Consider the following 22,985-nt stretch of genomic DNA (forward strand, 5'->3'; position numbering starts at 1 on the left):
GCGGCCGCCCTCCGGCGAGTTGCCGGTTACGGCGGGTTTCGCCGACGCGGAGTCGCCGCGATCGGCAACTCGGCGCTTCCGGCTGGCCCTCAGGCCTTCGCGGCGCGCTCGACCATCGCGATGAGCGCGTCCATCGCCGCACCGCGGGGGACCGGCCCGGGGATGGACCCGCCCTCCAGGGCGTTGTTGAAATACAGCCCGTCGCTGACGAGCATGACGAGGTCGAGCGCGGTGGCGTCACGGGTGTGCGTGCGCAGGACATCCGCCCACTGGTCGCGGATGCCGCGCAACGCGACGCGGGCACGCGCGCTGCCGCCCTGCGCGAGACGCGACGTGGCGAGGATCGCGCGGTCGATGCGGTCGTTCTCCATGACCGAGGTGCGCAGGAAGTAGGCGATCGGCCCGTCGGGCGAGGCGGCCATCGCAGCGACGTCGTCCTCGACGAGGGCGTGCAGGCGCTCGAGGAGCGCGGACTCGAGCGCATCCTTCGAGCCGAAGTGGTACAGCAGGCCGCCCTTCGAGACCCCCGCCGCGCGTGCGGTGGCCTCCATCGTGGCTGCCCGCTCGCCCTCCTCGATGAGGATCGCCTCGAAGGCGTCGAGCACCTTGTCTCGGGCGAGGGGAGGACGGCTCATGTCGTCGATGCTATCGACGGAGGTCCGTGCATCCTGTTACTATACCGACCGGACGGTATAGAAACTGAGGATGACATGACCACCGCGACCACCGCGACGCCCGCGACCATCGCTGAACGCCCCGTCGACGCCGGACAGCGCGTCGGCTGGCGCGGCTGGCTCGCGCTCGTGGTGCTGATGCTGCCGGTGCTGCTCGTCTCGGTCGACAACACCGTCCTGAGCTTCGCGCTGCCGGCGATCGCGCTCGATCTCGAGCCCACGAGCGCGCAGCAGCTGTGGATCATCGACGCGTACCCTCTGGTGCTGGCCGGACTGCTCGTCACGATGGGCGTGCTGGGCGATCGCTTCGGACGGCGACGGATGCTGCTCATCGGCGCGACAGGGTTCGGCATCGTCTCCGCACTCGCAGCGTTCGCGCCGACGGCCGCACTGCTCATCGCCGCGCGCGCCGGCATGGGTGTGTTCGGCGCGATGCTGATGCCGTCCACCCTGTCGCTGCTGCGCACCGTCTTCGCGAACCGCGACCAGCGACGCCTCGCGATCGCGATCTGGGCCGCCGGGTTCTCGGCCGGCGCCGCGCTCGGACCCGTGGTCGGCGGCATCCTGCTCGAGCACTTCTCCTGGGGCTCGGTGTTCCTGATGGCCGTGCCCGTGCTCGTTCCGCTCCTCGTGTTCGTGCCGCTGCTCGTGCCCGAGTCACGCGACCCGCACCCCGGCCGCATCGATCCGGCGAGCATCGTCCTCTCGATGGCTGCGCTGGTGCCGATCGTGTACGCGATCAAGGAACTCGCGGTGCACGGCATCGCCGGCGCAGCGCCGGTTCTCTTCGCGTTCGGCGCGCTGTTCGCCGTCCTCTTCGTCCGCCGGCAGCTGCGCCTCGAGACCCCCATGCTCGACATGGCTCTGTTCCGGCGCGGCTCGTTCAGCGGAGCGATCCTGGTCAACCTGCTGAGCGTCATCGCCCTGGTCGGCTTCCTGTACTTCGTGGCGCAGCACCTGCAGCTCGTCGTCGGCCTCTCGCCGATGGAGGCGGGGCTCGCACTGGTCCCCGGACTCGTCGCCATGATCGCGGCAGGTCTGATCGTGGTGCCGCTCGCGAAGCGCTTCTCCCCGCGGATCATCGTGCCCGCGGGACTCGCGGTATCGGTGCTCGCCTACGTGACGATCGCCGTGACCGCGCAGGACGGCGAGGTCTGGGTGCTCGCCCTCGCGTTCGTCGCGCTGGGCATCGGCATCGGAATGGCCGAGACGGTCTCGAACGAGCTGATCCTGTCGAGCGCACCGCCGGAGAAAGCCGGCGCCGCCAGCGCCGTGTCGGAGACGGCGTACGAGCTGGGCGCGGTGCTCGGCACCGCGGTGCTCGGAGGACTGCTGACCGCGCTGTATCGGGGCAGCCTCGTGCTGCCCGACGGCCTGCCCGCCGGGGCCGCCGATGCGGCGCGTGAGACGCTCGCCGGAGCGATCGCGGCCGGAAGCAGCCTCGAGCCGGGTCTGGCTGAGCAGTTGAGGGATGCCGCGGCCCACGCCTTCGACGCCGGCGTCGGCGTGACCGCGCTCATCGGCGCGGCGCTCATCGTGATGGCGGCCGTCATCGCGGCCACTACCCTGGAGAGCACCGCGTCCGCGTCCGAGCACTGAGCCCGGAAGCCCGCCGGACGCCCAGGCGAGGAGAGCAATGCCGCGCGTGCAGGATCCAGGTGTCGTGAAGCTGGCCGTCATTCCGGGCGACGGGATCGGTCCGGAGGTCATCGCCGAGGCCGAGAAGGTGCTCGACGCGGCGACCGCGGACAGCGGCATCCGATTCGAGAAGACCCGCTTCTCGCTGGGGGCCGCGCGGTTCCTCGACACCGGCGACACGCTCACCGACTCCGACCTCGACGCGATCAAGGAGCACGACGCGATCCTGCTCGGCGCCGTCGGCGGAGTGCCCGGCGACCCGCGCCTGAAGGACGCGAACATCGAGCGCGGCCTGCTGCTGAAGCTGCGCTTCGAACTCGACCACTACGTCAACCTGCGGCCGTCCAAGCTCTACCCGGGCGTTCCCGGCCCCCTCGCCGAGCCCGGCGACATCGACTTCGTCGTCGTGCGCGAGGGCACCGAGGGGCCGTACGTGGGCAACGGCGGCTCGATCCGCCGTGGCACGCCGCACGAGGTCGCGAACGAGACATCCGTCAACACCGCCTTCGGCGTGGAGCGGGTCGTGCGGTACGCCTTCGACCTGGCAGAGCGCCGCTCGAAGAAGGTGACGCTCGTGCACAAGACGAACGTGCTCGTGCACGCCGGCGGCATCTGGAAGCGCATCGTCGATGCGGTGTCGGCGGAGCACCCGGAGGTGGCCGTAGACTATCTGCACGTCGACGCGGCCACCATCTTCCTGGTCACGAACCCGGGCCGTTTCGATGTGATCGTCACCGACAACCTCTTCGGCGACATCCTCACGGACCTGGCCGGCGCCGTCACCGGTGGCATCGGTCTCGCCGCATCGGGCAACATCAACCCCGACGGCGCGTTCCCCTCGATGTTCGAGCCCGTCCACGGTTCGGCGCCCGACATCGCGGGTCAGCAGAAGGCCGATCCCACGGCCGCGATCCTGTCGACCGCCCTGCTGCTCGATCACCTCGGGCTGCGGACCGAGTCCGAGGCCGTCACCCGCGCGGTCGAGGCCGACATCGCCGACCGGGGCACCGCCGCCCGCACCACGGCGCAGATCGGCGACTCCATCGCGGCCCGCCTCCAGGCGTAACCTGGAACCGGCAGGCGCCACCACACACTCAGCGGAACGCTCCGCAGGAAAGCAAGGCCCGTCATGACGCTCATCGACTCCGACCCCGACACCGGACTCGCCCCGCTCGAGTTCACCGTCAACCGCAATCTGCAGGCGAAGTCCGCAGAGCAGCGTGCCGAGATCCTCGTGAACCCCGGCTTCGGCACCAGCTTCACCGACCACATGGTCGACATCTGCTGGTCGACCGGCGGCGGCTGGCACCGCCCGCGCGTGCAGCCGTACGGCCCGCTCTCGCTCGACCCTGCCGCCGCGGTGCTGCACTACGGGCAGGAGATCTTCGAGGGCATCAAGGCCTACCGTCACGCCGACGGGTCGATCCACACCTTCCGTCCCGACCAGAACGGTCGCCGTCTGCAGCGCTCCGCGCGTCGCCTCGCGCTGCCCGAGCTGCCGGTGTCGTACTTCATCCAGTCGCTCCGCGAGCTCATCGCCGTCGACGGCGACTGGGTGCCGTCGGGCGCCGACCAGAGCCTCTACCTGCGCCCGTTCATGTTCGCGAAGGAGGCGTTCCTCGGCGTGCGTCCCGCGCACAAGGTCGGCTACTACGTGATCGCATCGCCCGCAGGAGCGTACTTCACCGGCGGCGTGCGGCCGGTGTCGATCTGGCTCAGCGAGGACTACGCGCGCGCCGGCAAGGGCGGCACGGGAGCGGCCAAGACCGGCGGCAACTACGCCGCCTCGCTCCTTCCGCAGTCCGAGGCGTACGAGAACGAGTGCGACCAGGTCGTCTTCCTCGACCAGGACCGCAACGTCGAGGAGCTCGGCGGCATGAACGTCGTGTTCGTCTACAAGGACGGCACCATCGTGACCCCGCAGTCGGACTCGATCCTCGAGGGCATCACGCGCGACTCGATCCTCCAGCTCGCGATGGACCGCGGCCACAAGGTCGAGGGCCGGGCGGTCTCGTTCGACGAGTGGCGCCAGGGCGTGGCATCCGGCGACATCGTCGAGGTGTTCGCGTGCGGCACCGCCGCCGTCGTCACTCCGATCGGCATGCTCAAGGGGCGCGACTTCGTCGACGAGCAGCCCATCGGCGAGCTCGCGCTCTCGCTGCGTGAGGAGCTGACCGACATCCAGTATGGCCGCCGCGAGGACAAGCACGGCTGGCTGCTGCGCCTCGACGCCTGACACGTGTCTCGCGGCATCCGGGCGAGCGCGCGAATCGGGCGGGCGTCGTGCGGGGTGGCTAGGCTGATCCGGTGAGGATCGCGCGCTTCAGCCACAACGACGCCATCAGGTTCGGAATCGTCGACCAGGGAGAACTGGTCGTCCTCGCGGGCGACCCGATGTTCGCCGGCTACGACACGACGGGGGAGCGCGTGCCGCTCGCCGACGTGGCGCTGCTGGCGCCGGTGATCCCGCGGTCCAAGCTCGTGTGCGTCGGCCGCAACTACCGCGACCACGCGGCCGAGATGGGCAACGACGTGCCGTCCGCCCCGATGCTGTTCTTCAAGCCGAACACGTCGGTGATCGGCCCCGGCGACGCCGTGGTGCTGCCGAAGGGGTCCGACTTCATCAGCTTCGAGGGCGAGCTGGCCGCCGTGATCGGCCGTATCGCCAAGAACGTCCCCGCCGAGAACGCCCTCGACTACGTCTTCGGCTACACGATCGGCAACGACCTCACCGCGCGCGACTGGCAGAAGTCCGACGGGCAGTGGGCGCGGGCGAAGGGATTCGACACGTCGTGCCCGCTCGGCCCCGCCATCGAGACCGAGTTCGACGTCGACGGACCGGCGGTGATCACCACGCGCCTGAACGGCGAGGTGCGCCAGCAGGGTCCGATCTCCGACATGATCTTCTCGCTCGCCGACGTGATCGCCTATGCCTCGGCGGCGTTCACGCTGCTGCCGGGCGACGTCATCCTCACCGGCACGCCCGCCGGCGTCGGGCAGATCTCGGCGGGCGACACCGTCGAGGTCGAGATCACCGGGCTCGGCATCCTGCGCAACACCGCGCGTGACGCGTGACTCCTGATGATCGACGCCTGACCGACGCGGATGCCGCGGCCCTCCAGCCTGCGGCGGTCGCGGCGGTGCAGCGGCGCACGGTCTGGGTGCTGTCGCTCGGCCAGGTCCTCGGGGGCCTCGCATTCGGCGCCACGGTCTCGCTCGGCGCCGTGCTGGCGGCCGAGATCTCGGGCGATGACGCGTTCTCCGGACTGGCCGCAGCCGCCGTCACGCTCGGCACGGCCGCCGTCGCGGTGCCGCTCGCCGCGTTCGCGAGCCGGCGCGGTCGCCGGCCGTCACTCGCGATAGGCATGGCGATCGCGCTCGTCGGCGTCGTGCTGGTCGTCGTCGCGGCGGCGGTGCAGCTCTTCCCGCTCCTGCTCGTGGCGTTCGGGCTCGTCGGCGCTGGTCAGGCGGCGAACCTGCAGACCCGCTTCGCGGCCGCCGACCTCGCCACCGACGCGACCCGCGGACGCGATCTGTCGATCGTGGTGTGGGCGACGACGATCGGCGCGGTGCTCGGCCCGAACCTGACCGGTCCCGGCGAGGCGCTCGGTCAGGCGGTGGGGATGCCGGCGCTCACCGGTCCGTATCTGATCACGGTCGTCGCGCAGCTGCTCGCCATCGCGGTCTACCTCGCAGCGCTCCGCCCCGACCCGCTGCTGCTGGCGTACCGGATCGTGGCGGCGGCGAAGGACACCGCGCGCGAGGCGATCGCCAAGCCCGACCAGCCGGTCGTGGCGCGCTACGCGATCTTCGCGGTCGCGGCGGCGCACGGCGTGATGGTGTCGGTCATGGCCATGACGCCCGTCCACCTCCTCCATCACGGGGCGTCGCTGTCGGTCATCGGACTCACGATCAGCCTGCACATCGCCGGTATGTTCGCCCTCTCCCCGGTCTTCGGCATCCTCGCCGACAGGCTCGGCCGAGTACCGACGATCATGATCGGGCAGGGACTTCTCGCGGCATCCCTCGTCACCGCGTCCTTCGGGCAGGACTCCACCGTCTCGGTGACGGTCGCCCTCGTGCTGCTCGGACTCGGCTGGAGCGCCACGACGGTGTCGGGATCGACGCTGCTGACGGAGGCCTCGGCCGAAGGCCAGCGCACCCGGCGGCAGGGCCTGAGCGACCTGACCATGAGCCTGGTCGGCGCCGGCGGTGCGATCCTCGCCGGACTGGTGCTGTCGTGGATCGGATACGGCGGCCTCGCGCTGGCCGTCGGCGTCGCCGTCATCGCAACCGTGCTGCTGGCGCCCTTCGGCCGCCGCACGCCGCTGCCCGCGGCGGGAGCCGAGCACCCGTGACCGCGACCGTGCCGGTGCTATATTCGCCAACGGGAATGCAGTTTTGTGAGCTCGCCACAACGTTCCGCGGCGCGCGGCCGGGCATGGCCTAACGTCACCCCATGGGCACGACGGCATCTGCGTATCTCACCGGCTTCGGCCGGTATCTGCCCGGCGAGCCGGTCGACAACGCGGGGATCGTGTCGCGACTCGGCGGCGACGACGCGGTCACCGAGCGCATCCGTCGCCGCGTGCTCGACGCGAACGGCATCCGCACGCGCCACTATGCGCTCGATGACGACGGCGAGCCGACCGAGCTGAACGAAGAGCTGGCCGTCAAGGCGCTGCGCGCCGCCCTCGATGACCGGGGGATGGATGCTGCGGACCTGCGCATGCTCGCGACCGCCACGACGATGGGGGACGTGCTCGTCCCCGGGTTCGCGTCGATGGTGCACGGGCGGCTGGGCGGCGGACCGATGCAGTTGCTGTCCGCGTCGGGCGTATGCGCGTCGAGCCTCGCCGCGCTCGACGCCGCAGTCAGCAAGGTGCGTCTCGGGGACCACCCGCGGGTCGCCGTCGTGGGCTCGGAGCTCGCGAGCCGGAGCCTGCGGCAGACGCGGTTCGACGGCATCCGTGCCGGCATGGATTCGCACTTCCTGCGCTGGATGCTCTCCGACGGTGCGGGCGCCGTCGTGGTCGAGTTCCAGCCCCACCCGAGTCGTCCGTCGCTGCGCGTGGACTGGGTGCGTCATGTCTCGCTCGCGCACGAGCACGACGTCTGCATGCGCGCGGGCATGGACGGCATCGACCCGGTCGTGGGGCAGACCTGGCAGGACGTCCCGATCGACGAGGCCGAGGCAGCCGGCATGTTCGTGCTGCGCCAGGACGTCGGTGTGCTCGACGGCCTCGCAGGAGCCGGGCTGGCCCAGTTCGAGGAGCTCGTCGACATCGGACTCGTCGACGTGCACCACCTCGATCACGTCCTGTGCCACTACAGCACCAACATGTTCCGCGACCTGGCCTTCGACGGCCTGCGCCGCCGGATCCCGACGCTCGACACCTCGCGATGGTTCTCGAACCTCGAGACGTGCGGCAACACCGGCGCAGCGAGCATCTTCATCGCGCTCGAGGAGGCGTGGCGCACCCGACGCTTCTCACCCGGCGAGACCATCCTGCTGGCCGTCCCCGAGTCGGGCCGGTTCGCGTTCGCCTTCGCCCATCTGACCGTGGTCGCCCCGACCGAACAGCAAGGAGCCTCGACATGACGACCGACACGATCACCGCTTCCGCGACGCTCGTCGACCGGCTCGCCGCGGTGTGGGACGAGTTCGAGACGCGCCTCGCCGAGGTGCCGATCCTGCGGCGTCTCGCCGACGGCGCCGTCACCATCGACGACTACCGCCGGCTGCTCTTCAACCTGCGCCAGCAGGTCGTGGACGGCTCACCGTGGATCTCGCGCGCCGCCGCCTCCTTCGACATCGCGCACTTCGATCTGCGCTCGGCGGCGATCCGCCATGCGGAGGAGGAGCACCGCGACTACCTCATGATCGAGCGCGACTACGTCGCCGTCGGAGGCTCGCTGGCCGAGCTGCGCGCGGGGCGGAAGAACCTGGGCTCGGAGGCGCTGTCGGGATACATGTTCCACTACGCGGACCGGCCGAATCCGGTCGGGCTGCTCGGCGCGATGTTCATCATCGAGGGGCTGGGCGCGCGGCGAGCCGCCGGCTGGGCCACGCGGTTCCAGGAGGTCCTCGGGCTGGCCGACAACCAGGTGCACTTCATGAAGTACCACCAGGATGCCGACGCCGAGCACACCGGCAACCTCGAGGCGATCATCAACTCGGGGGCCATCGACAACGCGGCGGCCGATGAGATCGTCCGCTGCGCCGAGGTGGTGGCTCGGCTCTACGCCCTCCAGCTCGAAGAACTGGACCGCTGACGTGCCCGAGTTCGTGCGGTCCGATCCGAGCATGTGGGAGGCGGTGTACGCCGACCCGTCGATCCCGCTCGACCGCGCGCTCGTCCGGCAGATCATCGACGACCAGCGGCGGCCGTCGCGGCGATGGCTCTACCCGGTGGCGCGCCTCTTCTCGCGCCTCGTCGTCGCGCTGATCTCGATCGTCAAGCGTGTGCTGCCATTCCGGTGGATGCCGCTCGCGACGATGGACTTCCTCTGCGTGTGGTTCCTGCGGCACTTCGTCTCGCCCGACGCGGTCGACCTGCTCATCCGCCACTTCGTGGTCGAGACGAACCTGGTGAACTTCATCATCCGCAACACGCCGATCGACTTGGAGCCGGTGACGCTCCGTCCCGAGACGCTCGCGGGCCTCGGCGACAACGCGGTCGTCGAGCACGACGTCAACGTCTACGACCTGCTGATCGCGCTCGATCCCGTGCCGCTGACGCGTCCCGAGAGCCTCGACTTCACGCAGCTCGACATCCCGCCCCTCGACGCCGAGCGGTATCGCCGGCGCGTGCTGCGCCTCGACATCCAGACGGCGCTGTGCTTCATGAACATCCCGTTCTCGATGGCACTCACCGTCGAGGAGTACCGCCGGGCAGTGCACTCGATCCGCTTCGACGACTCGTTCCTCGAGATCCTCGCGCTCGTGTGCGACGACGACACCTTCCGGCACTGGAAGGTCGGCGGACTCAGCCTCTGGATGGACTCGAACGTCGATGTGCCGCAGATGGTCTACCGGCACGCGCTGGTGTGCGAGTACGCGCACGCCCGCCTGGTGAAGCTCGCCGGCGGCGCGTACCCGCGACAGACCCCGACCGACTTCGACTGACGCGGAGGAGGAGCAGGGGCGGGCTCAGCGACCGAGCGCACGCAGTGCGTGGTCGACGTCGTCCTCGTCGTTGAAGACGTGGAAGGCGACGCGGGCGCGTCCGGCGCGACCGGACGCGACAACGCCCGCCGCAGTCAGCGCCGCGAGGTCGGTGCCGTCGGCATCCGCCCACGTCACGATCGCACTCTCGCGCGCCGGGACATCGAGGCCCATTCCTCGACGGAAGCGCCGCGCCAGGCCCGTTGTGTGGTCGTGCACCGCGCGCGCGTCGAGGGAGGCGAACAGCGCGAGCGCGTGCTCCGCTCCGACGAATGCCTGCCATGCCGGAGACGTGTCGTAGCGCGTCGCATCGGCTGCGAGCTCAACGGCGCCGTAGCACGAGGTCCACGGGTCGGGTCCGGCATACCAGCCGGCGAAGAGCGCCGGCATGTCGCCCTGCAGCTCCGGCGACACGGTGAGGAACGAGACGCCTCGGGGCGCGCACAGCCACTTGTACGCGTGGCAGATCAGGGCGTCGAACCGCGATGCCTCGACCGGCAGCCACCCCACGGCCTGGGTGGCGTCGCACAGCGTCCGCGCGCCGTGTGCGGCGGCTGCGGCGAGGATCGCGTCGGCGTCGGCGACCTCGCCCGTCGCGGATTGGACGAGTGAGAAGACCACGAGCGAGGTGTCCGGGCTGACCGCCTCGGCGAGATCGTCGAGCGATGCGGTCCGCACGCGCAGGCCGCGGCCGGAGTGGACGAACGGGAGGACGATGGACGAGAAGTCCCCGTCGGCGATCAGCACCTCGGCGCCAGGGGGGAGCGATGCGGCCACGAGCGCTGCCGCGACGGAGGCCTGCGAGCCGATCGCCACGCGTTCGACCCCGATCCCGACGAGGGTCGCGAAATGCGCGCGGCTGCGCTCCACGGCTGCGGAGTACGCCATCGGGTCCGGACGCCCGGCGGCCGCGGCATCCAGGTCCGCAATGATCGCCGCGCGACTGGCGCGAGTCGGAAGCCCGACGGTGCACGCGGCGAGATACCCGCGGCCCCCGGTGAACTGCGACCGGGCGGCGGCGAGCGTCGGATGCGAGGATGCGGCGAGAGTGGACATGACTCCAGGGTGATCCTCCGCGACGTATTCGTCTACGGGAGGTGATGGATGCGAATCATGATGTGAGGTTATGCTTCGCGCATGACCGTGTTCGACGACCCCGACATCGATCCCCACGCTCTGCGCGTCGTGAAGGCGATCGCCGACGAGGGCTCGATCACCGGTGCGGCGGCTGCTCTCGGATACAGCCAGCCCGCCATCAGTCAACAGCTCAAGCGCCTCGAACTGAGGCTCGGGGTCCCCCTCGTCGAGCGCGTCGGCCGCAGCGTGCGCCTCACCGAGGCCGGCCGCATCCTTGCGCGTCACGCCCCGGCGGTGACGACGGCGCTGGATGCCGCGGCAGGCGAGCTCGCCGAACTGCGGGGCCTGCGCGCGGGGCGGGTGCGGCTGGTGGGCTTCCCGTCCGCGTCGCCCACCGTCGTGCCGCGCCTGCTCGCCGAGCTGGAGGCGCGCCACACCGGCGTGACCGTCACGTACCTCGAGGCCGAGCCGCCGGAGGCGGTCGAGGCCGTCCGTGAGGACCGCGCCGACATCGCGCTGACGTTCAGCTACCCGGGCGATCGCGACGATCCGCACGGGCCGAGCGCCCGCGGGCTCTCGGTCCGCACCGTCGGCACCGACGACCTCCTCGCGGTGCTGCCGGTCGGCCACCGCGCGGCCGCGAGCGCGGTGGTCGACGTCGCCGGCCTCGCGGAGGAGAAGTGGATCGCCGGGTGCCCTCGGTGCCGTGGACACCTCCTCGAGCTCTGCGCCCGGGCCGGGTTCGAGCCGCACATCGCGTTCGAGACCGACAACTTCGTCGCGGTCGAGGGTCTCGTGGCGCAGGGGATCGGCGTCGCGACCCTGCCGCGCATGGCCGTGGCATCCTTTCCCCAACTGCCGGGAGTGGTGACGCTGGCGCTTCCGCCGACGGAGTCCCGCACGATCCACGTCGTCACGGCGCACGGTGCCGAGCGCGTGCCCGCGGTCCGCGCCGTGCTGGCCGGCATCGAACATGTCCTGCAGGGCGTCTCGGACGGCCGACCAGCGGCCGGACCCCGCGCGGGGTCCGGCCGCCGTGACGGATGACCCGCCGCTAGGGCACGGGTGCCGGGGCGACCTCGTTCACGCGGTCCGTTGCCGGAGCCGCCAATCCCGGGTTCGCCGCGAAGAACGCCACGAGGTTGGCGAGATCCTCCGGACCGCCGACCAGGTTCGTGCCATCGGTGAAGGCCGTGAAGCTGTCACCGCCTTCCGCGAGGAAGTTCAGCGTGGACACGCGGTAGGTCGCGGCCAGGTCGAGCGGTGCGCCGTTGAACACGAGATCGCTGATCTGCTGTCCCTGCGGGGCTGACTTATCCCACGAGTAGGTCAGGCCCCCCGAGGTCGCCAGGTGCAGGAACTGCCGGCCACGGGTCGGGATGTACTGCTGCTCCAGCACGTCCTTGATCTGCTGTCCCGTGAGGTCGAGCGTCACCAGGATGCTCCCGAACGGAGCCACGGCGAACGCCTCGGCATAGGTGATCTCGCCCGGCTGCTCGCTGTGCGACTGGGCGCCGAACTGGAGATTGGCACGAATGCCGCCGATGTTCATGAACGAGATCTGTGCTCCGCCGTCCTCGGGAGCCGACGTGCCGGCCAGCAGCGCGTCGGCGACGAGGTTGCCCAGTGGCGTCTCGATTCCGCGGTCACCGCTCGAGTCGCCCGTGATGTCCTCCGCGATGGTGCCGACGACCTCACCGCCGACGACGTCGCTGAGAGCGGACCACTTGTCGATGATCGCCGTCGCTCCAGGGTCGGCGGCCGCGCGAAGAACGAGGTTGTTCTCGGACGTCACGCGGTCTCGGACGACATCCCCCGTGGACTGGCTCAGCACCAGGCTGGTGTCGGTCACGACCCGCCCGTACTGGTTCGCGCTCGTGACGTAGCGGCTGTTGCCGTCCGGGTCCGGGACGTTGCAGATGTACGGCATGTGGGTGTGACCGGTGACCATCATGTCGATGGCCGGATCGAGCCCCTCGGCGATCGCGACGATCGGACCGGAGATGCCGTCGCACCCGTTGTACGAACCCGGCTGAGAGCCGCCCTCGTGCAGCAGGACCACGATCGCCTCGACCCCCGCCGCCTGCAGCTCGACCGCGGCGGCGTTCGCCGTATCGATCTCATCCAGGAATTCCACCGAAGTGACGCCACCGGGGGCGACGAGTGTCGGAGTCGCTTCCAGGGTCATCCCGATGAATCCGACCTGGATCCCGCCGAGGTCACGCACCGAGGTGCCGGGCAGAAGGGTGCCGCCGCCGGCGCGGTTGACCACGTTCGCCGCCAGCCACGAGAAGTCCGCGCCCGCATACGGCTCGTCGGGGAAGAAGCATCCCTTCTCGGGGTGGCACCCGCCGTTCTGCATGCGGAGGAGTTCTTCGGTCCCCTCGTCGAACTCGTGGTTGCCCACGCTCGACACATCGAGTCCGATGTGATTGAGGCTCTCGACCGAGGGTTCGTCCTGGAACAGCCCCGACAGGAACGGAGAGCCGCCGATGAGATCGCCCGCCGCGACGGTGATCGTGCGGTCGGCGTACGAAGTGGTCCGCAGTCCCGCGAGGGTCGTCGAGAGGTACTCCACGCCGCCGACGAGGTTCTGGTCGGGATCCTGGGCCGGGGTGAGCACAGCGCCGTCCACGGCCTCGAGATGGCCGTGGTAGTCGTTGAACGACAGGATCTGGGCGACCGTCTCGTCGAACCAACGGGGCTGCTGCGCGTTCACGGCGTTCTGCACAGCCTGGCTGACCGCGCCGGTGCCACCGAGGATGCTGATGCCCTGCGGCGACAGCCTTTCCAGCGTGGCGGTGGTCGCCGCAGGGAGGGATCCGGTCTGGGTCAGCAGGAGCGGTGCACCCAGGTGTCCGGCCAAGGCGCCGCCGGCCAGAGCATCGGGAAAGGTTTGTCCGGTCGCGAGCAGCGGGGAGGTGTCGCGTTCGTACGCCCGCGCGATGGCGGCGGCCGTCTCATAACGGTCCGCGCCCCCGATGCGTGTCGTGTGGGGCACGATCGCTGCGATCGCGGCGAGGACGGCGTCGCTGACCGCACCGGTGCCTCCGAGGACCACCACCGAACGGGGTGCGAGCGACTCCAACGCGGCAGCGGTGACAGCCGGAAGCGTTGTGCTGCGGGTGAGCAGAATCGGCGCCTGTGCCCGCGCGGCCGCAGCGCTGCCGGCGAGGGCGTCGGGGAACGCCTCGCCCGTCGCGACGAAGACGATCGGAAGATTCGTCGGGAACTCCGCGGCGACCAGTGCCGAGGTCTCGTAGCGATCCGCACCGCCGATCCGCTCGACCGTGCCGTAGCCCGAGAGCTGGCGGGCGACGCTCGCCGAGACTGCGGCCTCGCCGCCGATGATGCGGATCGTCGTGGGCGCGAGGGTCCACAGCGCCGCCGCCGTTGCGGGCGGCAGCGAGTCTCTCCGCGTGAGGAGCGTCGGCGCTCCGCCACCGCCGACGTGGGATGCCGGCCAGAGCCCGCCCGGCAGCACGTCTTCGGTCGGGGCAGACGAGGGCGGGAGCTGCGCGCTGAGCGCGTCCGGGAACGCGGCGCCCGACGCGACATGCACGACATCGGTTTCGCCGAACTCGAGTGACATGCGCGCCGCGGTCTCGTAGCGATCAGGACCGGAGATCCTGACCGCCGACTCTCCGTCGGCGATGAGCTTCTGAACGGGCGGTGGAGGCTCGGGTGCCGCCATCGCCGGTTGAGCGACGACGAGTCCGAGCGGGACGATGAGCGCCACTGCTGCGGTGGCACCGATGGTGCCGCGGCGCAGGCGCGCGAGAACTGGGGTCACGGATTCGACTCCTTCGTCGATGGGCCGTCGGCCGCGCCGGGTGACACAGCCGGTTGCTGGCGAGGTTAGCCCGACGGGCGTCGGATGTCACCCATTCGGTGGACAGCTGCCTCGTCGTCCCCCCAACCGGGCGCCGCGGCATCCCGCAACTAGACTGGTCGGCGATGTCTTCTTCACCCGATCCCCGCACCACCACCGCGACCGGGGCGGACGTGCGCGTGCGCTTCTGCCCGTCGCCGACCGGCCTTCCGCACGTCGGTCTCATCCGCACCGTCCTGTTCAACTGGGCGTACGCGCGGCACAACGGCGGCAAGCTGGTCTTCCGCATCGAAGACACCGACGCCGCGCGCGACAGCGAGGAGAGCTACCAGCAGCTCCTGGACGCGCTGCGTTGGCTCGAGATCGATTGGGACGAGGGCGTCGAAGTGGGGGGACCCCATGCGCCGTACCGCCAGTCGCAGCGCCACGACATCTACCGCGAGGTGCTCGACAAGCTCGTCGACGCCGGAGCCGTGTACGAGAGCTACTCCACCGCGGAGGAGATCGATGCCCGCAACGAGGCCAACGGCCGCGCGAAGCAGCTCGGGTACGACAACCACGACCGCGACCTGACCGATGAGCAGAAGGCCGCCTTCCGTGCCGAGGGTCGCGAGCCGGCCTGGCGCCTGCGCGTGCCCGACGAAGACCTCACCTATGTGGACCTCATCCGCGGCGAGGTCACCTTCCCGGCGGGGTCCTTCCCCGATTTCGTGCTCGTGCGCGCGGGCGGCGTGCCGCTCTACCCCTTCGTGAACCCGGTCGACGACGCGCTCATGGGCATCACGCACGTCATCCGAGGCGAAGACCTCATGCCGTCGACCGCGCGTCAGCTCGCGCTGTACCGTGCGCTCGTCGACGCGGGCGTGACCACGTTCATCCCGCGCTTCGCGCACATGCCGCTCGTGCTCGGCGAGGTCGGCAACAAGAAGCTCTCCAAGCGCGACCCGAAGGCGGATCTCTTCCTCCAGCGTGAGAAGGGCTTCATCCACGAGGGCCTGCTCAACTATCTCTCGCTCCTCGGCTGGTCGATCGCGCCGGACCGCGACGTGTTCTCGCTCGGCGAGCTCGTCGAGGTGTTCGACATCGTCGACGTGAACCCCAACCCCGCCCGCTTCGACCAGAAGAAGGCGGAGTCCATCAACGGAGATCACATCCGGATGCTGGAGCCCGCGGACTTCGCCGGTCGGCTGGTCCCGTACCTCGCGGCCGCGGGGCTGGTGGGCGAACCGCCGTCGGCTCAGCAGCAGTCCGTCATCGAGGCGGCGGCACCGCTCGTGCAGGAGCGTATGCAGCTCCTGGGGGAGGCGCCGGGCCTGCTCGGGTTCCTGCTGCGTGACCAGGTCGCGTACGACGAGGACGCTCTGTCGAGCCTGCCGCCGAACGCGGGCGAGGTGCTCGTCGCATCGGTCGGCGCGCTGGAGGTCGTCCCCGAGGGCGAGTTCACGGCCGCCGCGATCCAGGAGGCGCTGTCGGCCGCGCTCATCGATGGGCTCGGGCTCAAGCCCCGCGTCGCCTACGGACCGCTGCGCGTCGCGCTCAGCGGGCGCCGTGTGTCGCCGCCGCTGTTCGAGTCGATGGAGCTGCTCGGCAAGGACGAGGCGATCCGCCGGTTGGCGGCGCTGGTCGAGCACCAGGGCTGACACGCACCGCTCGGTTTGGCTCACGTGCCGCGGTCGTCTAGACTTGATCCTCGGCACGACTTCGGTCGAAAAGCCTTGGGGTATGGTGTAATTGGCAACACGGCTGATTCTGGTTCAGTTGTTCTTGGTTCGAGTCCAGGTACCCCAGCAGTAGATTTTCACAGGATTCCGCAGCAGAATCCACCACCCTCGGCAGAACGCATCCCGGCAGCGAGCAGCCAGTTGGGCACTCGAACGGGATCCGTTGAAATCCCCACTGCTCCAGCAGCGTGAACGCGGCCGCTCTTCAGACGCCCTTGCTGCGGCTGGCCGCGCGCCGAACGAAGAAGAAGATCAGCGTCCCTACGAAGAGGATCACGCCGATGATTCCCAGCCAGAGCAGGCCCTCGAGCGCGAATCCCACCACTGCAAGGATCGCCCACACCACCAGAAGGATCACGATCACCGTTGTCATCTCCCCACGCTACCCGCGCGGATGCCGCATGGGTAGGGCACGACCAACCTGGTGACACCCTCCCCCCTGCGCACTTGCACCGAACCTGTGAGTCGCACATGTGGGAGGCGTACCGTTCGGGGTATGGACACGCACACACGCACGAGCGACGCACATTCCGCGACGCTTGGCCTCGGATCGGTGCTGTTGGCTTCGCTTCCGGCTGCGCTCATGACCGAGGCCGCCCCTGACCGATACACGGTGGAAGCCGTGTTCACCCGCCGCCCTGAGAAGGACGAAGTGGCGGAGATTCTGGGGACCCGCACACGTGACGATCTCGGCAGTGCCGGGTTTCCGACGGTGGAGCTGGCGGTCGCCGACCGACGCCTCGTGATCGCCAACACGAACCTGGAGGAGTTGCGCGACGGACTCGCGGCTGTCATCGCCGACCGACTCGCCGCGATCAGCACGAAGATCCACGAGAAGCAGGATGCCGCCGCGATCCGGTTCGAAGAAGCAGCAATGCGGGAACATACACGAACCGCAGCGGTCACCGCCCTCGCAGAATCGATCACATTCCAAAGGGCAGGGAGTGCAGCGAGGGCTCGCCCAGACGCGACGGCTGCCGCCGCCAGCAACGAGGACGAGCAGATCGCGGGCTGGAGCAGCGAGGGTGGGCACGGGCGTTACGCACGACCGTGACGGAACAACCACCATGGCGTGAGTGGTCCAGACCGCAAGCGATCGCAAAGTTCCGCCAGTCGGCCCCGCTCGAGACCGGAACACGCAGCACGCACGCGTTCGGGGTCATGGCGGGCATCGGCCTCGATGCGGATGTGGCACAACACACCAGCGCGATCGCGAAGAAGCACCTCGGATGGTTCGCCTACGTCACCCCCATCGCCCGATCCATTATCAGGAACCGCCCCTTCCATCTCAATTACCGGATCGACGACGAGCGCGTCAGCTCCACCCGCGCCCACACCGCTATCGTCGGAAACTGCGGAACACTGAAGCATGATGCGGCGGACCCCAGACCTTCTCTCCCTCGTCTATGTCCAAGACCGGCGGTTCGAAGCACGCTTCGACACGCCACACGCGTCAGAATGGTCACAGACCAATGGCCTGAAGCGCGGCTGCAGCAGGCTTCCGGAGGTCCCCTCCGAGAATGAAGTCGGGCGCGTACGATCGGTGGATGGAACCGCCGAACGTGTACAGGGCCAGATTCGACGAGGTGGCTACCGGCGGCCGCCGCCGCATCACTGTCGGCATCGAAATCCTCGACCGGGAATCCGACGGATCGATCCCCACCGCCGCGTGGTTTCGCGGCGAGGAATATCGCCTCGACATCGAGGATGACGAGGGCGTCGCAATATATGTGAGACGCCTTTAGAGGATTGCATCGCCCAGTCGCGGAGCTCTCCGCGCAAATAGGCTCTCTCGCCGCAATGGCTCTCGGGGGCCTGTCCGCGCTCGATGCCAGGTGTACTCCGGCAAGCGCTGGGGCTCCCGCACGGGGCGATCGTGTTCGCGGTCTGACGCCGCACTCAGCGAACCACGCAAATTCCTGCCCACGGGCGAGCAAGACGAGTACGATCACGGCAGGGCACCCGGACCCAGCGCCCGCTCAATCCGAGGCGAACGGCGGGAACCGATGTCCATGGCAGCCGGCTACGACCGATCGCGTGATGCCTTCTCCCTGGCAGCTGCCGCACTCGCGGCCCGACGAAGCGACGATCTGTGCTCGCCACTGAGAGCGGCCGTCGCGATGCCTGGCGCCGTGGTCTCCACCCTGGGCTCGCCGATGGGTTCGCAGACGGTGTGCGCCAGCTCCAGACTCGGCGCGCGGATCGACGAAATCCAGATCGACCTCGGCGAGGGTCCCTCGTGGGAGGCGCTTCGTACCCGGCGTCCGGTCGCGGCGGCCGATCTACGAGCGAATGGTGGATCGCGCTGGCCCGGAGCATTGGCGTCTTTCCGAGAACTGGAGGTGTCGTCGCTATACGCGTTCCCGCTCTTCGTCGGGCAACTGAGCATCGGTTCGATCGCGCTCTACTCGGGGGCCCCGTGCGAGCTGTCCGGCGCCGACGTTGCAGGTATGAGCCGGCTCGCCGCGATCGTCGCGGGCACTCTTCTGCGTCGCGCGTTGGATCGTCTCGAGGTCGTGGGCACTGAGGCGCCAGACGAGCGGTACTCGCGCCGGGAAGTGCACCAGGCGACGGGCATGGTCGCGGCCAGTAATGGTATCGACGTGGACGACGCCCTCATGCTCCTCCGGGGCCACGCTTACGCGACGGGTCGCCCCGTCCGCGACGTCGCGGCGGACGTGATCGCCCGCGTTATCGACCTCGGCCTGTGACAGGGCACGGCTTAGGATGACGGCATGACGGAGCCCACCCGCGAGCTTCAGTTGCTGGGAACCTTCGTCGCCCTGGCAGACTCCCTCGTCGACGACTTCGACGTCGTCGACCTTCTCCAGCGACTCGTTGACGAATGCATCTCGCTCTTCGACGCGTCTGCGGCCGGCATCCTTCTCCTGAGCCCGTCAGGTGAGCTGGAGGTGATCGCCTCCACGAGCGAGCGGAGTGAGCTCGTGGAGCTGATGCAGCTCAGAGCCGGTGCAGGCCCCTGCGTCGAGGCGGCCACGACCGGCGAGGTAGTGTCTGTGGACGACATCGACCAGATCTCCGACCGTTGGCCGGCTTTCGCGGCCGATGCCCGCGCTTCCGGGTTCTCATCGATTCACGCGATTCCGTTGCGGCTGCGGAACTCGACGCTCGGATCGCTGAACCTCTTGCGGGATGAACCCGGAGCGCTCGACGCAGCCGACGCTGCCGCGGCCCAGGCGCTCGCAGACATCGCCACCATCACTATCCTGCAGCAGCGGCTGGTCGAGGAGTCCGCCATTGCACAGGCGCAGCTTCAACGCGCGCTGTACAGCCGGGTGGTGATAGAGCAGGCCAAGGGATATCTCGCTCAGCGACAGAACATCGACATGGATGAGGCGTTCGCGCGGATCCGCAGCCACGCCCGGTCCACACAGTCCCGCATCAGCGTGGTCGCAGCCGACATCGTCGCCGGTCGACTGGTTCTCTGACGGGCGAGTGTGCGCCGTCGTCGCGGCGTCGGGCTAGACGGTCTGCCGCTGCTGGAGCAACGGGCACTCGAAGGGATCCCGCTGCCCGAGCCCGACCCTGTTGATATAGCGGACGACGATCCCGTACGACTGCCAGAGACCCGACTCGGTGTAGGCCACGTCGTGCTCCCGGCAGTACCTGCGGATCATCGCCGATGCCTGGCGGAGGTGCGGTCGGGGCATCGACGGGAACAGGTGATGCTCGATCTGGTAGTTGAGCCCACCCATTGCCGTATCCAGCATCCGGCTACCCCGGATGTTCCGGCTCATCAGCACCTGGCGCCGGAGGAAGTCCACCTTCACGTCGGCCGGGACGAGTGGCATCCCCTTGTGGTTCGGAGCGAAGGCCATGCCCATGTAGACGCCGAACAGGCCGAGCTGGACCCCGAGGAACGCGAACGCGAGCCCCGGCGAGAGCACGAGGAACACGAGCGCTACGAAGCCGATGATCCGCACCGAGAGGAACACGATCTCGATCGGGCGGCGATGCAACGGCTCCCGGGAGAACACCCGGCGCACGCTCGATGCGTGCAGTGAGAGTCCTTCGAGCAGCAGGATGGGGAAGAACAGCACCCCCTGGTGTGCGATGAGCCAGCGCAGCGGTCCGCTGCGGCTGGCGCGCCGACGGTCCGCCTGCTCCGGCGTGAACGCGATGACGGGGAGTTCGATGTCGGGGTCGCTGCCGATCTTGTTGGGGTTGGCGTGATGCCGGGTGTGCTTGTGCTGCCACCAGCCGTAGCTCATCCCCACGAGGAGGTTCCCGATCACGAGGGTGGTCCAGTCGTTCCAGCGGCCAGAGCGGAAGATTTGTCTATGGGCAGCGTCGTGGCCGAGCATGGCGATCTGCGTGAGCAGCACCGCCAGGACGGCCGCCGTCATGAGCTGCCACCAGGTGTCGCCGATGAGAACGAAGGCTGTCAGGGCGCCCGCCAGGACGATGGGGGCCAGTATGAGCTTCGTCCAGTAATAGCCATAGCGGCGACGCATGAGCCCGCTCCCGGTCACCAGTTGCGACAGCTCTGTGTAGTGATTCGGCGCCTTCGGCGTCGTGGATCGCACCGACGATGTGATCGATCCGGAAGGGATGACGGCCATATCGTGCCCCTGTCATGTCCAGCGCGCCGAAGCGCGTCGCGCCAATGACGGGGTCCAGGTCATCTCCTCTCAGAGTACGCCCGCAACTCTGCGCCCGCACCGGTGTGCGGGGAACGCACAGAAACGTGGTTCGAGTCCCGGCACCCAGCCAAACAAGAGACCCCCCGCTGAGCGGGGGTTCTACGTTTCCCCGGCACGTCATCCGCTCGCGCAGCGGGCGCGAAGAAGGCGCGGGCGAGGGGATGCCTCGCCCGCGCCTTCTCGCGATCACGCGGTGGCGGGCGCCGGCACCACGCGGCTGCGATGGTTCACACGGTGGCCGACCCAGAATCCGATGGCCACGATGCCCGCGAGCGCCGCGAGCAGCAGCCAGGGCAGCACCATCGGCGTGGCGCCGGCGGCTCCGGCCGCCAGCTCGTCGGAGCCGCCCGCGATCTTCGTGCTGCCGTCGCTCAGCGTCGCCGCGCCGGCGGCGAGTTCCACGGTCCCGTCGGCGAGCGTGCCGCTGCCGTCGGCCAGCGTCGACGTTCCCGCGGAGAGCTCGCCCAGACCGCTGGACAGGTCCGCTGCGCCGTCGGAGAGGTCCGACGTGCCGTCCGCCAGCGTCGCGGCACCTGCGGAGAGTGTGCCGGCGCCCGACGCGAGCCTCTGCGCGCCCGCTTCGAGGCGGATCGAGCCGTCGGCGAGCTCCTGGGTACCCGACGCGATGCGCGTGTTGCCGGCGGACAGCCGTGCGGCGCCGGCGGCGGCACGCTCACCCCCGCTGACCAGTTCGGCGGACTTCGTCTCGAGCGTCGCGAGTCCACCGGAGAGCTCGGACGCGCCCGCGTTCAGCCGGCCCAGTCCTGCGGCGAGCTCGGCGGACTTGCCGGAGAGGACGGTGACACCGCCCGCGAGGGTGTCGGTTGCAGCGGAGATCTGCGCCGTGCCCGCGGCGACGGTGGCGGTGCCGCCCGCCACCTGCGTGGTGGCTGCCGCCAGCTGGCTCGCGCCGGTCGACAGTCCTGTGGCACCGGCGGACAGCTGGCCGAGGCTGCCCTGCAGCGAGGTCGCACCCGCGCTGACCGTGCCGGCTCCCGCCTTCACGTCGTCCGCCCCGCCCGCAACAGCCGCCGCGGCGCCCGCGAGCTGCTCGAGCTGTGCGATCAGCGTCGTGTCTGCACCGGCGGCCTTCAGCTGAGCCACCAGGGCGGTCAGTCCGTCGCGCACCTGACCCGCGCCTGCGGCGGTCTGCGTGGCCCCGGCGGCGAGGCTCGCAGCGCCCTCGGCGAGCGACGTCGAGCCGTCGTGCGCCTGACCGGTCCCGCCGGCGATCTGCGCCGCGCCTCCGGCCAGCGTGGCGGCAGCGGCCTCGACCTGCTTCGCGCCGCCCGCGACCTGCGCGGAGCCGTTCTCGGCGGCGGTGAGCGCGGCCGCGAGCGATGCGGTGCCCTGGTCGACCTGTGCGAGGGCGGCGCTGAGCTGAGCACCGCCGGACGACGCCGAGCCGAGGCCGTGCGACACCTCGCCGGCGCCGCTCTCGAGCTTGCTGATGCCTGCCGCAGCGAGATCGATGCCCTCGGAGAGCTCGGCGTTGCCTGCGGCGAGATCCCTCGCCCCGGCGGCGGCCTCCGACGCGCCGGCGTCGAGGCGGGCGACGCCGTTGCGGTTCTTCACCGTTCCCTCCACGAGGGTGATCGCACCCGAGGAGAGCTCCAGCGCGCCGTTCGAGAGCTGTGCCGCGCCCGCGTCCGCCGAGGTCGCACCGGCCGCCAGCTTCTCTGCACCTGCCGCCGCCGTCGCGGCGCCGTCGTCGACCTTCGCCGCGCCGGCGTTCAGCTCGGTCGCGCCGTCGGACAGCGTCACCGCGCCCGCTGCGAGCTCCGTCGATCCGGCATCGGCCTGCGACGTGCCATCGGCGAGCTGCTGTGCACCGGCGGCGATCTTCGAGGTCGTTGCGAAGTAGAGGAAGATCATCGCGGCAAGCAGCACGCTGAGCACGATGACGGCGATGCGCATGCCGAGGCCATGCGCGTGGACTGTCGTTCTCGTCACTGAGGGACTCCTGGTGGTGGCGCCTGTGGGCAGGCGTGTGAAGGACGGCCGGCATGCTGTCACCGGCCGATGGTGGATCTCCGCAAGGTCGATCGCCCGCCGCACCGTCTTTGGTTTCGTCGGGGCGCTCACCGTCGTGAAGCGGAGTGAACGTAACAGCCGGGAGAGCGGTTTCAGGACAGCATTCCGGCTGGAACCAAGTGTCACGATGGCTGAGACTGGATTTCTTGTAGAGGATCGACAAAGGGGTTCCCGAGA

Annotated in this window: 20 protein-coding genes and 1 tRNA gene; 15 read left to right on the forward strand and 6 right to left on the reverse strand. The window is 69.7% G+C overall.

Annotated elements, in window-relative coordinates:
- Window positions 1–89 precede the first annotated feature (89 nt).
- Complete coding sequence (locus H9622_RS12485) at window positions 90–635, reverse strand: TetR/AcrR family transcriptional regulator (protein ID WP_191766744.1); 546 nt, start codon at window positions 633–635, stop codon at window positions 90–92.
- 75 nt (window positions 636–710) lie between these two features.
- Here H9622_RS12485 and H9622_RS12490 point away from each other — a divergent pair, with 75 nt between their 5' ends.
- The 8 genes from H9622_RS12490 (at window position 711) to H9622_RS12525 (ending at window position 9,441) form a co-directional block, all read left to right on the forward strand.
- The gene (locus H9622_RS12490; RefSeq protein WP_191766745.1) at window positions 711–2,273 is read left to right on the forward strand and encodes an MFS transporter; all 1,563 of its coding nucleotides are present in this window, start codon (window positions 711–713) and stop codon (window positions 2,271–2,273) included.
- A gap of 37 nt (window positions 2,274–2,310) precedes the next feature.
- Window positions 2,311–3,378 (forward strand): 3-isopropylmalate dehydrogenase, encoded by a 1,068-nt coding sequence (locus H9622_RS12495; protein ID WP_191766746.1) that lies wholly within the window; start codon window positions 2,311–2,313, stop codon window positions 3,376–3,378.
- Between the two features lie 63 nt (window positions 3,379–3,441).
- Window positions 3,442–4,548 carry a branched-chain amino acid aminotransferase gene (locus H9622_RS12500; protein WP_191766747.1) on the forward strand — a complete coding sequence of 369 codons (1,107 nt, stop codon included), beginning with the start codon at window positions 3,442–3,444 and terminating at the stop codon, window positions 4,546–4,548.
- 71 nt (window positions 4,549–4,619) lie between these two features.
- Window positions 4,620–5,387: a fumarylacetoacetate hydrolase family protein gene (locus H9622_RS12505; protein ID WP_191766748.1), complete on the forward strand. Its 768-nt coding sequence runs from the start codon at window positions 4,620–4,622 to the stop codon at window positions 5,385–5,387.
- Window positions 5,384–6,670 carry an MFS transporter gene (locus H9622_RS12510; protein ID WP_318247111.1) on the forward strand — a complete coding sequence of 429 codons (1,287 nt, stop codon included), beginning with the start codon at window positions 5,384–5,386 and terminating at the stop codon, window positions 6,668–6,670. The genes H9622_RS12505 and H9622_RS12510 overlap by 4 nt, the downstream gene beginning before the upstream one ends.
- 101 nt (window positions 6,671–6,771) lie before the next feature.
- On the forward strand, window positions 6,772–7,914 hold the full coding sequence (locus H9622_RS12515) for a 3-oxoacyl-[acyl-carrier-protein] synthase III C-terminal domain-containing protein (RefSeq protein ID WP_191766749.1): 1,143 nt from the start codon (window positions 6,772–6,774) through the stop codon (window positions 7,912–7,914).
- Window positions 7,911–8,588, forward strand: coding sequence for an iron-containing redox enzyme family protein (locus H9622_RS12520; RefSeq protein WP_191766750.1), 678 nt, complete (start codon window positions 7,911–7,913; stop codon window positions 8,586–8,588). Before H9622_RS12515 ends, H9622_RS12520 begins: the two co-directional genes overlap by 4 nt.
- Before the next feature lies 1 nt (window position 8,589).
- Window positions 8,590–9,441, forward strand: a complete 852-nt coding sequence (locus H9622_RS12525) for a DUF6999 family protein (RefSeq protein ID WP_191766751.1) — start codon at window positions 8,590–8,592, stop codon at window positions 9,439–9,441.
- 24 nt (window positions 9,442–9,465) lie between these two features.
- On the opposite strand, the gene H9622_RS12530 is transcribed toward H9622_RS12525, so the two are convergent.
- Window positions 9,466–10,536 (reverse strand): aminotransferase class V-fold PLP-dependent enzyme, encoded by a 1,071-nt coding sequence (locus tag H9622_RS12530; RefSeq protein WP_191766752.1) that lies wholly within the window; start codon window positions 10,534–10,536, stop codon window positions 9,466–9,468.
- A gap of 81 nt (window positions 10,537–10,617) precedes the next feature.
- On the opposite strand from H9622_RS12530, the gene H9622_RS12535 reads away from it, so the two are divergent.
- Window positions 10,618–11,604, forward strand: a complete 987-nt coding sequence (locus H9622_RS12535) for a LysR family transcriptional regulator (RefSeq protein ID WP_191766753.1) — start codon at window positions 10,618–10,620, stop codon at window positions 11,602–11,604.
- A gap of 7 nt (window positions 11,605–11,611) precedes the next feature.
- On the opposite strand, the gene H9622_RS12540 is transcribed toward H9622_RS12535, so the two are convergent.
- A complete protein-coding gene (locus tag H9622_RS12540; RefSeq protein WP_191766754.1) occupies window positions 11,612–14,350 on the reverse strand; it encodes a cell wall-binding repeat-containing protein in 2,739 nt (912 codons plus the stop codon).
- A gap of 164 nt (window positions 14,351–14,514) precedes the next feature.
- Here H9622_RS12540 and gltX point away from each other — a divergent pair, with 164 nt between their 5' ends.
- Window positions 14,515–16,029: a glutamate--tRNA ligase gene (gene gltX / locus H9622_RS12545; protein WP_191766755.1), complete on the forward strand. Its 1,515-nt coding sequence runs from the start codon at window positions 14,515–14,517 to the stop codon at window positions 16,027–16,029.
- A gap of 76 nt (window positions 16,030–16,105) precedes the next feature.
- Window positions 16,106–16,177 (forward strand) — tRNA-Gln (locus tag H9622_RS12550).
- Window positions 16,178–16,315: 138 nt separating this feature from the next.
- Here H9622_RS12550 and H9622_RS12555 read toward each other — a convergent pair.
- Window positions 16,316–16,483, reverse strand: coding sequence for a hypothetical protein (locus H9622_RS12555; RefSeq protein ID WP_191766756.1), 168 nt, complete (start codon window positions 16,481–16,483; stop codon window positions 16,316–16,318).
- Between the two features lie 210 nt (window positions 16,484–16,693).
- Between H9622_RS12555 and H9622_RS12560 the strand changes: the two genes are divergently transcribed.
- The 4 genes from H9622_RS12560 (at window position 16,694) to H9622_RS12575 (ending at window position 19,559) form a co-directional block, all read left to right on the forward strand.
- Complete coding sequence (locus tag H9622_RS12560; protein WP_225222055.1) at window positions 16,694–17,164, forward strand: hypothetical protein; 471 nt, start codon at window positions 16,694–16,696, stop codon at window positions 17,162–17,164.
- Window positions 17,165–17,657: 493 nt separating this feature from the next.
- Window positions 17,658–17,855 (forward strand): hypothetical protein, encoded by a 198-nt coding sequence (locus tag H9622_RS12565; RefSeq protein WP_191766758.1) that lies wholly within the window; start codon window positions 17,658–17,660, stop codon window positions 17,853–17,855.
- Window positions 17,856–18,122: 267 nt separating this feature from the next.
- Window positions 18,123–18,821: a GAF and ANTAR domain-containing protein gene (locus tag H9622_RS12570; RefSeq protein WP_191766759.1), complete on the forward strand. Its 699-nt coding sequence runs from the start codon at window positions 18,123–18,125 to the stop codon at window positions 18,819–18,821.
- 24 nt (window positions 18,822–18,845) lie between these two features.
- Complete coding sequence (locus H9622_RS12575; protein WP_191766760.1) at window positions 18,846–19,559, forward strand: GAF and ANTAR domain-containing protein; 714 nt, start codon at window positions 18,846–18,848, stop codon at window positions 19,557–19,559.
- A gap of 33 nt (window positions 19,560–19,592) precedes the next feature.
- On the opposite strand, the gene H9622_RS12580 is transcribed toward H9622_RS12575, so the two are convergent.
- A complete protein-coding gene (locus tag H9622_RS12580; protein WP_191766761.1) occupies window positions 19,593–20,693 on the reverse strand; it encodes a fatty acid desaturase family protein in 1,101 nt (366 codons plus the stop codon).
- Window positions 20,694–20,960: 267 nt separating this feature from the next.
- Window positions 20,961–22,727, reverse strand: coding sequence for a hypothetical protein (locus H9622_RS12585; protein WP_191766762.1), 1,767 nt, complete (start codon window positions 22,725–22,727; stop codon window positions 20,961–20,963).
- Window positions 22,728–22,985 lie beyond the last annotated feature (258 nt).

This window comes from Microbacterium gallinarum (assembly GCF_014837165.1).
Classification (GTDB): Bacteria; Actinomycetota; Actinomycetes; order Actinomycetales; family Microbacteriaceae; genus Microbacterium; species Microbacterium gallinarum.